A 12,655-nucleotide genomic window follows, 5' to 3' on the forward strand; every position below is an offset into this window, starting at 1 on the left:
GATGCCAATTCGGTAATCTGGATTGCATCAATCGAAGGATGGACAATCGCTCCCCCAAGCGCTTTATTATAAGCTGTGCTTCCTGACGGTGTCGCAATACATAAACCATCACCACGGAACGTCTCAAAGTGCTGGCCACGTATTTCCACATCCATGACAAGGGTTCCTTCAACACTTTTGACTGTAGATTCATTTAATGCCAAAAATCTTGCTTCACGCCCTCCATGCTGATATCGGACAATAGTTTCAAGTAGCGGATATTCAACAATTTGAAATGGTGTTTTTGCTAATGCTATCACCAATTTTTCAATTTCATCCGGGGTCCAATCTGCATAAAACCCAAGATGACCTGTATGTACTCCAACGAAGGCTGTCTTATCTAAGCGGTTCTTATAACGATGAAAAGCATATAACAATGTACCATCACCACCGACCGAAATTACAATATCCGGCTGATCTTCGTCATATTCCAAATGAAAGTCCTGAAGATACGTTCTCATCCTTTGCATTAAAGTATTAGATTTCGCATCTCCTTTTGACGTAATCGCAAATTTCATATAATCCCACCTTACTATTTTAGATTTCTTCTTATTTCACTATTATCGTTTTTAAGAATCTTTTTTTCTTGAAAAAAGACGCTGTGCTTCCTGAATTTCCGTACGTATTTGCGACATTTCTGCATCCAGCAGAAATGCTGCTTCTGCTGCTCGTTTCAACCGTATTTGAATATCTTCCGGAAAAATACCTTTATATTTATAATTTAACGAGTGTTCAATCGTCGCCCAAAAATTCATCGCTAAGGTCCTAATCTGAATTTCAGCAAGAATGTTTTTCTCGCCATGAATTGTCTGAACCGGATAGCGTATGACAACATGATAAGAACGGTAGCCGCTTGCTTTTTTATGAGAAATATAATTCCTCTCTTCGACTATTTCGAAGTCATTGCGACCGCGTAAAAGCTCTACAACCTGTTCGATATCATCCACGAACTGACACATCATCCGAAGGCCTGCGATATCTTGTATTTCAGTGCCTAATTTATCAATCGGAATATCCTTCTGACTCGCCTTATCCAAAATGCTGACAATCGGCTTTACTCTGCCTGTTACAAATTCGATAGGCGAGTGAATATTCTCTCTTTCAAACTGTTTCCTTAATCCCTTTAACTTAACCTTTAATTCTTCAACAGCCTGTTTATAAGGCGCCAAGAAATCGTCCCAACTCTCCATTGCCACACCACCTATATCTATCGAAAAAGCGCCTGTTCAACTCTGGTATGGGCAGGACGCTTCGATTCTTCTCTCTAATCCGGCAGCTCTATAGCTAACTGCCTTTACACATGGATCTTTAAAATCGTCCAGAAATAATTATATGTATAATTTCCCTATATACTGTAATCCACTTCATCATGCTTAACGTTTATATTTTATCATATCCGGCAATTGATTCCTAAATATTCAAGTACAATAACTAAAAATTATTGTAGTCAATTTGACAGCAGGAATGGTTCTTATATGATTAATCTAAGATAACAGGCAGAAAGGAAGGAAACACATGAACCAGCATATTGAAATTGAATTTAAAAACCTTTTAAATGAAAAGGAGTTTAGTCAACTAATTGATTATTTTCAAATCAACACCTCGAACTTTAAATCTCAGCAAAATCATTATTTTGATACATTGAAATTCAATTTAAAAAATCAAAACTCTGCACTTCGAATCAGGGAAAAAAATGAACGATACGAGCTAACATTAAAACAACCGGCAACAGAAGGACTATTAGAAACGAATCAAGATATAACTAAGGAAACCGCTTATTTATTTCTAAACCATAATACTTTTCCTGAAGGGCCAATCAAGCATCTAATTCTCAAAAGCGGGCTCAATCCTAATGAGTTTACTTGCTTTGGGACCCTACAAACAGACCGTTTTGAATTTCCATACCAAGGAGGGATTCTTGTTTTAGACCACAGTTTGTATGTGAATCAGGAAGACTTTGAGCTTGAATACGAAGTAACAGATGCTGAAACTGGAAAAAAAATTTTCCTTACTCTCCTAGAAACCCTTCAAATTCCGGTAAGAAAAACCGAAAATAAAGTTAAGAGGTTTTATATGGCCAAATTCCAGGACTAATCCTGACCAAACCCAAATTTGGAGGTGGAGCGTTTGAAAATCCAAGATTTCAAGACATTTATTGAACTGCTGTCCATCCAGAAATTCACAACTGGCGACATCACAAATACTAATTCATCTCAATCCATTTTCCAGGACATGCTGTCGGAACTGGTTTCGAGTGATACTTTAAAAGGTACATCGCAGTCATTGGGATCCTTGCTGTCTAATGTGGAAACTGAAGCAAAATCCATTCTTCAATCCACCAACCTGACATCTATAAATCCGTTAAAAACCACCAATACTAGCCATAAAACTAGCGAAACTGTTACAAATTATGATGACATCATCAGGCAGGCGGCCACTTTATATAATCTCCCAGAAAAACTAATTAAATCAGTTATTAAACAAGAATCGAACTTTAATCCTAAAGCTACTAGCTATGCATGTGCTGCAGGCCTTATGCAGTTAATGCCCGCAACTGCCCGTAGCCTAGGTGTGGATGATATCACAGATCCAGAACAAAACATTATGGGTGGGAGTAAATATTTGAGCCAAATGCTAACTCGTTATAACGGAGATATCCAAGTTGCCCTTGCTGCTTATAATGCCGGACCAGGTAATGTCGATAAATATAACGGCATTCCACCTTTTAAAGAAACACAAAACTATGTTCAAAAAGTTTTCACCACATTTTCTAGCTAAAAAAAGCTGGCCCTTAATTTTAATTGGGTCAGCTTTTTTTAGTGGAAAGATATAGCTATATTTACACCTCACACAGATTTAAAAAACCGCCAAAAAAGCGGTTTTTTTATTTATTTTCCCTTGTCATAATACAGATGTAAAACTTTCTTCAAGCTATATAATTGTTTTATGAGTACGTCATTGTTAAAATATGAATAAATATCAACCATCTTTCTTTTAAAAGGAGTAATCAGCATGATGCAAGGGAACCCTACACCATATGAATTAATTGGAGAAGGGCAATTACACAAGTTAATTGATGTGTTTTACTCCAACGTTAGTCAACACCCGGATTTGCAGCCGATTTTCCCTGACGACTTAACAGAAACGGTCCGTAAACAAAAACAATTTATGACTCAATATTTAGGTGGACCCTCTTTATATACTGAAGAACACGGTCATCCTATGTTGCGGGCTCGACATATACCTTTTGAAATAACACCAGAACGTGCGAAAGCATGGCTTTCCTGCATGTATCAAGCTATGGACGAAGTAGGCCTTGAGGGTGAAATACGGGAGTTTTTCTATCACCGCCTCTATTTGACGGCACAACATATGATCAATACATCCGGTATGGACGGGAAAGGAGAAGACAGTTGAGCGCACATAAACCAGTTTTCAATATTTCCGATTGGATAAAGACACAGCATTGTTATGATATAGGAAAAAAGCCAATTGAAATTTATGTTTTTGTTGATCCACTTTGTCCCGAGTGCTGGGGCTTAGAACCAATTATAAGAAAATTACAGATAGAATATGGCCAATTATTCAGCTTACGCCATGTTTTAAGCGGTAAAATCGATTCTCTTAATATGGGGAAAAATAAAAATTACGAAAACCTTGCTCAAGTTTGGGAAAAGACTGCCAGCCGCTCGGGAATGTCCTGTGACGGAAGCCTTTGGTTAGAAAACCCAATCTCTTCTCCATATTCAGCTTCCATTGCCATTAAAGCAGCCGAATTACAGGGCAGAAAACTAGCGATTCGCTTTTTAAGACAGCTTCAAGAGCATGTATTCATTGGAAAAAGGGATATTTCTAATATTGAAGTCCTGACCGATTGTGCCAAAACCGTAGGATTAGATGTTGAGGAATTTCTACATGATATCAATTCTTCCAGTGCAGCAAAGGGCTTTCAATGTGACTTAAAAATCACAAGCGAAATGGAAGTAACAGAAATACCATCGCTTGTCTTTTTTAATCAAAATATTGAAGAAGAAGGAATAAAAGTTTCGGGTGTCTATTCTTACGAGGTATATGTACAAATTTTGGAAGACATGCTGAATGGTCTTCCTGCCCCTGCTGAACCGCCATCGCTCGAAGCATTTTTAAGTTGTTTTAAACTAGTTGCTACTAAAGAAATCGAAACGGTTTACAATATGAACAAAAATAACGTCGAGTTAGAAATGAAGAAACTTGTTTTAAAACAAGTTGCTGAAAAAATCCCAGCTAAATACGGAACATTTTGGAGATATACAGAGAAGCAGTCATTAGAATGACTGCTTCTTTTTTAACTATAAAAAGGGAAAAACCATGCAAATTAATCATTTGCATGGTTTTTTTATAAGAAATAAGGGGATCGGAGAACTTTTCACGATCAAACAAAGGGGTATAAGTTTGTTTGTGATTCACTTCACAATAAATAATATAACAGATAACCCACCTTTATTTCAACTACATTGTGTAACATTTCACAATTTGTACATAAAATATTTTTTCTATATTTGCAGTTCCTTATTAATATAATCAAAAAACCCTTGATTTGGAGCCTTTTTCAAAATAAGTGTTGAAAATTCATTTTATAATTGAAGATGGCGTGAATATATTGTGAAAAAGTTCACAATATATTCACGCCACCCTTCTTATTTTTTATGTATTTGTATATTTTTTATTAATAAAACATAATATTTTTTGCAAACGTATTCACAGATCTCAAAATCAATTTACAGAAGTGAATTCCCTTAAATACCTGCATTTTTTACTATATTTATCACTGAAAGTATGGATTGTATATTTTCTAATGAAAAAAACCCCGGCAAATCGCGAAATTTGCCGGAGTTTTCATCTATTTATACGAACAAAGGGGATGGGAGAAATTTCACGACGATCAAACAAAGGGGTATATGTTTGGATGTGATAACTTCTATATCTGTACTATATCAGATAATACTTATCTAACGCAAGCACTTTGTGCGTCATTTCACATTATTGTCATATTCTTAGAATACTGCCTATTCTAAAACATAAAATCTTATAAGGAGGCTTCAGATTTTCTACTTCTATCAGGTTGGAGGTGGCCAAATTGAAAGGCACTATTTTACTAATTCTCTTAATAGGGTCGCTGTTCGTCCAGCTACTCGGTATCATGAATCTCATTCCTCTGTATTTCACCTCCCCTATTTTATTTTTTGTTTTTTTCATTATTCTTCACAGTTTGAATCAAAGAAATCGTTTTAGAGGATTATAACGAAAGCTGAAAAGGACCCGCATCTATGCGGGTCCTTTTTCCGATTCTTATTTAGCCAAAAGTTCTTCCAACTCATTTAATTTTTCTTCAAATACATTCATGGCTTCTTGCACTGGCTCTGCTTTTGTCATATCGACGCCAGCCTTTTTGAGAACTTCAATTGGATAATCGGAGCTTCCTGATTTTAAGAACTCCAAATACCTTTTGACAGCTGGTTCTCCTTCTTCTAGAATTTGCTTGCTTAAGGCTGTAGCTGCACTGATACCAGTCGCATATTGATAAACGTAGTAATTGTAGTAGAAATGTGGAATTCGAGCCCATTCCAGACCGATTTCCTCATCAATGGCTACATTCTCTCCAAAGTATTTCTTGTTTAGTTCATAATATTCCTTCGTAAGCATATCTGCTGTTAATGCCTCTCCATTTTGAGCTTTCAAATGAATTGTATGTTCAAACTCAGCAAACATCGTTTGGCGGAACAGCGTACCACGGAAGCCTTCTAAATAATGATTTAATAAATAGATGCGTTTCTTTTCATCCTCGATTGTATTTAATAAATAATCATTCAATAGATTTTCGTTACATGTCGATGCAACTTCTGCTACAAAAATAGAGTAATTTCCGTATGGGTATGGCTGATATTTACGTGTATAAAAGCTATGGACCGAATGCCCAAACTCATGAACGAGAGTGAATAAGTTATTCACGTTATTCTGCCAGTTCATTAAAATATAAGGATTCGTCCCGTATGTACCAGAGGAATAGGCACCGCTTCGTTTCCCTTTGTTCTCATGCACATCAACCCAACGATTTTCAAATCCTTCTTTTAAAACATTTAAATAGTCTTCCCCAAGTGGAGCAAGGCCTTTAAGGACATAATCTTTCGCTTCCTCATATGTCACTTCCATTTTCACTTCTTTTACAAGCGGAGTGAATAAATCATACATATGAAGTTCATCTAATTCTAATACTTTTTTACGTAATTCAAGATAACGGTGCAGTAACGGCAAATTGTCATTGACTGTTTTAACGAGATTATCGTATACGGTCTCCGGAATGTTATTGTTACTTAAAGCCGCATGGCGTGCCGAATCATATTTTCGAACTGTCGCATTGAAATTATGATTCTTCACTTCACCTGACAGGGTTGAAGCAAATGTATTGCGAAACTCTCCATACTTACTATATACCCCTTTAAATGCATCCTCACGTACACGACGATCTTCACTTTCAAGGAAACGAATGTACCTTCCGTGAGTTATTTCCACTTCATTCCCCTCTTCATCCTTGATGGTCGGGAATTTCAAATCTGCATTGTTAAGCATGCCGAAAGTATTACCTGATGCATCGAGTACTTCTGATGCTTGTGCCAATAAAGCTTCCTGCTCAGCAGACAAGATATGAGGCCTCTGAAGACTAATTTCCTCCAATGAATGTTTATATAAATTCAATTCTTCTTTTTCTTCTAAAAATCCAGCCACTTTGCTTTCGTCAATACTCAATAGTTCAGGAACCATATAAGAAAATGCCGCTGCTGCCTGGGCGTATAAAGCTTTTGCACGGTCTTCCATTCCTTGATAAAAAGGATTGGTTGTATCTTGATCATTGCGCATATGTGAGTAAGAATAAACTTTCCCTAGCTTCTCAAATACTTCATCTTGGAATTGCAGGGCTCTAAATAACTTTTCAGCGCTTTCACCTAATGTTCCTTTGTGCACATCCGCTTTCTTAAGGTCTTCTTTTACAGCTTTGAAGGCAGCTTCCCAGTCTTCTTCAGTCGCGAAGATATCTTCCAGCCTCCAAGTATCTTCAGCTGCAATTTCACTTCTTGAGGGCAATGTATTTACTTTTGTTTCTTGTGTCATAATAATTTCCTCTCCATTCTATAGAAAACTTTCCAGTTAGCTAACCCTTTCCTTAAACCGGATTGAACGTTGTATTTACTATATACAACAATCACGCTTTCTTAAAGTATAAAAATCCTTCTTCTTACTATTTCTCCATTAACAAAAATAATCCTGCCCTTTCATCTGAATTCAAGGTAAATCGCGATGGTATCACTCATTATTATGGATATTCCCCTTTTCTATCATCAACCTATGCTCATTATAAAAAATTCTTTCCATCACTTGACTTTCATCACTATTCGAAGGAAGGGAGAAATGATTCACAACTTTAAAAACCCCTTCTTCCAACTCTGATATTAAACCCATTTGCTCTAAAAGCTGAATATATTGCCTAACAGGATACTCTATGTCTATTTTCTTAAGCAAGGGCAATGATCTGAACCTTATTCCTCCGTTTTTTGCCCGCTTCTTAAAAAAATAGATAACATCATTCATAATAATCTTTTCCCCAGGCCTTTTCTTTTGAAACACGTCCATGTAAAGCCACGCTTGCCATTCTATCGGCGGTGTTTCGATCAAAAGCATTCCTCTAACCGGCACCCCTATTTCAATAGGAATCGTCGCAGGCGAAATATGATGTGAATAGAGTCCCTGGAAAAATGAATCACTTCTCTGTGCAGTTTTCATACGGTGAAGGCACCAGTTTTTTCGTTTACTTCTCCAAGCAGGTAGAAAAGGAAAGCTGAAGCAGTTTCGAGGCGATATCTGACTAGGTGGGAGTATCACTAATGAAGCTGTAGTTAATTCGGCAAACACGTTTCTAGGGGAAAAAGGGGTGAGGTTTTTTAAAGCTGATAATTGGTTAGTTTCTGGACAATACATCCAAAGAAACGGGTGATGGTAGCTGCCAGTAACAAACAACCAATGAAAGCCTGATAAACTGAATTCATGCAGATTCCTTCTTTTCAAGTGTTTAGCTGCTAGGATCCAAATTGGTTTGATACCGACACTTTGATAGGCGTTTGTTCGTTCTATGAATTCAGTCTCGGAAATAACGGAACATTGGAATTCTACTGCATAGCGTATACCTCCTATCGTTACTAAGATATCTGCCCTTTTCCTTATTTCAGGAAGGTAGGCTTCTAAATCAGCTTGATAGTGGTGTGATAAAAACCAATGAAACAATTTTCTTTTCCCCATTAAATGATAAGCGGATTCCGGTTCCGACGAAGCGCGGCACGAAGATTTATTTTTGTGGGCAAAATGGGGGATTTTAATCATTCCAGCCTTGATTGTCATTTCTGCTTTGCAGCACGGACAGTAATAATCTGTTGACATTCTCAATTCAGCAAGCAAGTTTGCTGTCATTTTTTCAGGAAGGGTAATCCAAGTCCCATCCTTTTTTATCGCAGTTATCATACATCACCTCTTTAATTTATATCCATTCGCTATTATCACATAGGATTCCTTTTAAATTTAAGCAAAAAAAAAATGCCTGATCGGCATTAAAAGATGTAAGCACTTAAAGAAGTGGTGAAAGTAATCTGCAAGTGGACTCAAGTATTTTCAACCCCATATTCCGTTTGGTGAACTCATCTATATTCACTTCTTGTGAAACCTTTATATCTTCCAAAAAGTCATTCACCAGGTGTTGTGTACTTTCCGTCCGGTAGAGAAAGGCATTGACCTCAAAATTCAAGTGAAAACTCCTCATATCCATATTGGTTGTCCCAATTGAAGCCAGTTGATGATCAACGATGACAATTTTACTATGCATGAACCCTTCATTATATTGAAAAATCCGGACTCCAGCCGCAAGCATTTCTGGAAAGTACGTTCTGGAAGCATGAAATACAATACGCTTATCAGGGTTCTTCGGAACGAGCAGCCTGACATCCAAACCACTCAAAGCGGCAACCTTTAATGCCTGAAAAATATCGTCATCAGGAACGAAGTAAGGAGATGCAATCCATACAGACTCTTCTGCAGATGTAATCATCTTAAAAAAAATGCTCTTAATGATTGTCCACTCACTATCCGGACCACCTGCAATCATTTGTACACCACCATGTTCATGATGAAGCGGCAGGCTCGTTTGGAGATATTCATCCGATAAAAAGCTATGGTCGGTACTGTAATACCAGTCCTGTAAAAAAATGAGCTGTAACGTCCTTACTGCTTCTCCCTTCACCATAAGATGCGTATCACGCCAAAATCCAAAATTCGGATTACGTCCCAAATATTCATCACCTATATTGAGTCCCCCCATAAAACCGACAGACCCATCTATCACAATTATTTTTCGATGGTTACGAAAGTTGAATTTATTATTTAATAGAGGGAGACGCAGCGGGCCAAAAGCAACAATTTCGACCCCTACATTCCTCAGCTCATAAATATAGGATCTGGCTAACTTCCAAGAGCCAACCGCATCATATATAAAACGAACCTTTACCCCTTCTCTTACTTTTTGTATCAATACATCCTTTAGAACACCACCAATATGGTCATCCCTAACAATATAATATTCTAAATGGATATGATGTTTGGCTTTTTTTAATTCCTGGATGATATTAGAAAATGTTTCCTCTCCATTTGTTAAAATTCGAGTTTCAGTTGTAAATGAGATGGGACTATTCCCAAGCCTTTGTGCAAGAGAAAATAACTTCTGGGGGTGCTCCTCCATCTCCTTAAATTTCCGATAATTAAGTTCTGCTTCGCTGTCTATTTTTACGAAACTTTGCTTATCTAAAAAATATTTCTTACGAAATATCCGTTCTTTCCGGAAATTACGTCCAAACAAAAAATAAAACATGAAACCGATAATTGGGAAAGCACCAAATACAACAAGCCACGCTATGGTATGGGCGGGATCCCGATTTTCGAGGAAGATGATAAATCCAATAATCACCAAGAAAAGAGTCAATATCAGACTGAAATAACCGAAAAGCCCTCCATTGACCTCCTTTAATAGAAAATACCATGTGCTACCCAACAAGAGAATAAGCAGACTAATGCCGACTTTATTCTTCACCTAGACTACCTCCAATTAACAAACACAGGCACACTCTAATAAGAACTTCCTGTCTAAGGTAAAAATATTCATTCTAGGGCGAAAAAACCGATTTCTACTGAAATCGGCTCCACAGTTATTAGTTATACGAAATATTTATCAACCGTTGCGAATACATCATTTTCTATCACTATTTTACCGTACTCGTCTAGCATGTGTACGGTTATCGGTGACTCCTGACTGTATTCCAATAAAAGACTTAAAATATTATCAATTTCTTCCTCGTCAATTTCGGCCTCGGAAAATTCGATATAGAGGTAATATTTATTTTGATAAACATAAAGTTTCGTTGTCCAGCTATCCAAGCCATGACGCTTACTTAAAGAAATAACATCTTCAAAATCTTCGAATATTGTGATGAACTCAATCATTCCATCTTCAAAGGTAATACCGCTTTCTTCATCCTTATCATGAAAATGTTGGTCAAGAAGTGTATCCATCTTCTCTGATACATTCAAATCCTTTAATTTATCTTCTGAAAGAGGCAGCTCGAGTTTCTGACCATCTTTGGCAAGTTGGGCTTTTGTGACCAAAACTTCCAAGCCTTTTTCAAGAGCTTGAACTTGAATCCATAAAGGTCCTTCAATCATGAATTCCTCTTCTTGATGCACTTCATCCATCATTTCCCAAAAAAGCTCCTCACTTCTTTCACGACTGTACCAAATCTCTTCGCGATCAAAGCCTCTTTCCTCAATATCTATATAGGAAATATAAAATTTAACTGTATCGTCATTAATGCGTTCGATTTCCATGATTCCCCTCTCCCTTCCTTTCTCATTTTGAAGGGATAATAACCCCCAAGCGAAAATTGCTCTTAAAAGCTCTTTACCCGTAAGTGAATACTGTAAATCATGTTAGTCATTAAAACAGACTATTTTACATCATTTTATGACAAAACCTTTAAGAAGGGAAATAAAAAACATTACTTTTCTAAAAAACAATTGTTTGCCTAATATTCCATTCATTCTATAAAAAAATTCATCCGCATGCAACTATATCGGAGCTTCCTTTAATTTTAGTTAATGCTAAAGTTTATGTTCTATTATATACACAAAATCGCGAGTTACATTCACCTTTTATCTTTAAAGGTGACCAACTGTAGCCAAATCGAATGCGAATATCAAAAAGGTGCATTTTCCTAAAATCCAGATTAAAAGGTGAAATTTAAGTGCGAATTCAGTTATGTATAAAGAAAAAGCTCTGCACAATTCTCGGCAGAGCTTGAAAACCTTATTAATTGACCATACGTTGTGCTTCTCGTAACTGGAACGTACGAACTTTACGTGGTAAAAAGCGTCTAATCTCATCTTCGTTATATCCAACTTGAAGCCTTTTCTCATCAAGGATAATTGGACGTCTTAACAGTCCTGGATTTTCCTTAATCAATTTATATAATTCTTGAAGAGGCAGGCTCTCCAAATTTACGTTTAATTTTTGGAAAGTTTTTGATCTTGTTGAGATGATTTCATCCGTACCATCTTCAGTCATACGCAGAATCTCTTTAATCTCATCAATAGTAAGCGGTTCTGAAAAAATGTTTCTCTCTTTATATCCAATTTCGTGTTCCTCTAACCATGCTTTTGCTTTTCTGCATGAAGTACAACTAGGCGATGTATATAATGTTACCATGTTTACTCACACTCCCTAAATATAGAATCGGTGATCTATGAGGGGAAATCTACTATTAGTATTCATAAGTACCACTCTAATTTGAAATAATTTTAAATAAGTATTTCATAATGTTAATTATACACTAATTTATTTAAAATGAATACCCTTTTTCAAAATTGAAAAAATCCTTTAAAACTTCTTGTTTAGCCTGTACTATAGCTAATTCATTTTTTTATGTAATACATTTTAATCCACTTTTTCTAATTGAAAATACCTAGCTATCATTCTCATTTAACTCTCATCTTAACCCTCATATTTTTATAATTAGTTCGTTACTTTTATTTACCCCCATTCCTTGTCAATAAACAAGTTCATTTTAATATATTTTCTTTAATGAAGAACAAATTCCTCCTTTCTTTTAAAAAACCATTCTTTTAGCACATATAACCATAAACATAAAAAAAAGGTAAATCAAAAGAATCAGAATGGGGTGGATTTGTAAATATTCAAGAAGTTAATTCTTATTCGGTAGCCCAGCAAAAAATACATAAGAAAAGAGCCGGTAATATACCGACTCTCAGTTTGTAGACAAAAGGAGTTCTATCTAAATGTTAAAACAAAGTTGATTGGAACGGAAGGTACGAGACTCCTGCGGGAAAAGCGCGTCCAAGGGAGACCCCGCAGGCGCAATGGCGCCGAGGAGGCTCCCGGACCGSCCGCGGAAAGCGAGTGCCTGGAGTGGAAATCAACGTTCGAATTTTTACAACCCCTCAAAAAAACTGTAGACAAACTCGATTTTCATCG

At 36.6% G+C, this 12,655-nt stretch carries 11 protein-coding genes; 4 read left to right on the top strand and 7 right to left on the bottom strand.

What is annotated here, in order from left to right; genetic code table 11:
• Together AC1DUW_RS13300 and yjbM are read right to left on the bottom strand one after the other, a co-directional pair.
• The coding region (locus tag AC1DUW_RS13300; protein ID WP_477642718.1) for an NAD kinase at positions 1-557 on the bottom strand (557 nt) is incomplete at its 3' end.
• 51 nt (positions 558-608) lie between these two features.
• Positions 609-1,229 (bottom strand): GTP diphosphokinase, encoded by a 621-nt coding sequence (gene yjbM, locus AC1DUW_RS13305; RefSeq protein ID WP_053345007.1) that lies wholly within the window; start codon positions 1,227-1,229, stop codon positions 609-611.
• Between the two features lie 325 nt (positions 1,230-1,554).
• On the opposite strand from yjbM, the gene AC1DUW_RS13310 reads away from it, so the two are divergent.
• From AC1DUW_RS13310 to AC1DUW_RS13325, 4 genes are all read left to right on the top strand, one after another.
• Positions 1,555-2,133 (top strand): CYTH domain-containing protein, encoded by a 579-nt coding sequence (locus tag AC1DUW_RS13310; RefSeq protein WP_053345006.1) that lies wholly within the window; start codon positions 1,555-1,557, stop codon positions 2,131-2,133.
• Between the two features lie 24 nt (positions 2,134-2,157).
• Positions 2,158-2,817 carry a lytic transglycosylase domain-containing protein gene (locus tag AC1DUW_RS13315; protein WP_407946274.1) on the top strand — a complete coding sequence of 220 codons (660 nt, stop codon included), beginning with the start codon at positions 2,158-2,160 and terminating at the stop codon, positions 2,815-2,817.
• A gap of 234 nt (positions 2,818-3,051) precedes the next feature.
• The gene (locus tag AC1DUW_RS13320) at positions 3,052-3,456 is read left to right on the top strand and encodes a globin domain-containing protein (protein ID WP_053345004.1); all 405 of its coding nucleotides are present in this window, start codon (positions 3,052-3,054) and stop codon (positions 3,454-3,456) included.
• Positions 3,453-4,352: a ClpXP adapter SpxH family protein gene (locus AC1DUW_RS13325; RefSeq protein WP_083450675.1), complete on the top strand. Its 900-nt coding sequence runs from the start codon at positions 3,453-3,455 to the stop codon at positions 4,350-4,352. Before AC1DUW_RS13320 ends, AC1DUW_RS13325 begins: the two co-directional genes overlap by 4 nt.
• A gap of 1,015 nt (positions 4,353-5,367) precedes the next feature.
• Here the strand turns inward: AC1DUW_RS13325 and pepF are convergent.
• The 5 genes from pepF to spxA form a co-directional block, all read right to left on the bottom strand.
• Positions 5,368-7,185: an oligoendopeptidase F gene (gene pepF / locus AC1DUW_RS13330; protein WP_477642719.1), complete on the bottom strand. Its 1,818-nt coding sequence runs from the start codon at positions 7,183-7,185 to the stop codon at positions 5,368-5,370.
• 192 nt (positions 7,186-7,377) lie between these two features.
• Positions 7,378-8,586: a competence protein CoiA gene (locus tag AC1DUW_RS13335; RefSeq protein ID WP_053345002.1), complete on the bottom strand. Its 1,209-nt coding sequence runs from the start codon at positions 8,584-8,586 to the stop codon at positions 7,378-7,380.
• A 103-nt stretch (positions 8,587-8,689) separates the two neighbouring features.
• Positions 8,690-10,201 carry a cardiolipin synthase gene (gene cls / locus AC1DUW_RS13340; protein WP_053345001.1) on the bottom strand — a complete coding sequence of 504 codons (1,512 nt, stop codon included), beginning with the start codon at positions 10,199-10,201 and terminating at the stop codon, positions 8,690-8,692.
• Between the two features lie 122 nt (positions 10,202-10,323).
• Complete coding sequence (gene mecA, locus AC1DUW_RS13345; protein WP_053345000.1) at positions 10,324-10,992, bottom strand: adaptor protein MecA; 669 nt, start codon at positions 10,990-10,992, stop codon at positions 10,324-10,326.
• Between the two features lie 481 nt (positions 10,993-11,473).
• On the bottom strand, positions 11,474-11,869 hold the full coding sequence (spxA, locus tag AC1DUW_RS13350) for a transcriptional regulator SpxA (protein ID WP_034314502.1): 396 nt from the start codon (positions 11,867-11,869) through the stop codon (positions 11,474-11,476).
• Positions 11,870-12,655: the final 786 nt, after the last annotated feature.

The organism is Peribacillus sp. P4_C12 (assembly GCF_056402095.1).

What these genes read in the sequence shown, in the direction of transcription:
- yjbM (WP_053345007.1), bottom strand. Translation starts at nt 1,229, where the DNA reads ATGGAGAGTTGGGACGATTTCTTGGCGCCTTATAAACAGGCTGTTGAA.
- AC1DUW_RS13310 (WP_053345006.1), top strand. Translation starts at nt 1,555, where the DNA reads ATGAACCAGCATATTGAAATTGAATTTAAAAACCTTTTAAATGAAAAG.
- AC1DUW_RS13320 (WP_053345004.1), top strand. Translation starts at nt 3,052, where the DNA reads ATGATGCAAGGGAACCCTACACCATATGAATTAATTGGAGAAGGGCAA.
- pepF (WP_477642719.1), bottom strand. Translation starts at nt 7,185, where the DNA reads ATGACACAAGAAACAAAAGTAAATACATTGCCCTCAAGAAGTGAAATT.
- AC1DUW_RS13335 (WP_053345002.1), bottom strand. Translation starts at nt 8,586, where the DNA reads ATGATAACTGCGATAAAAAAGGATGGGACTTGGATTACCCTTCCTGAA.
- mecA (WP_053345000.1), bottom strand. Translation starts at nt 10,992, where the DNA reads ATGGAAATCGAACGCATTAATGACGATACAGTTAAATTTTATATTTCC.
- spxA (WP_034314502.1), bottom strand. Translation starts at nt 11,869, where the DNA reads ATGGTAACATTATATACATCGCCTAGTTGTACTTCATGCAGAAAAGCA.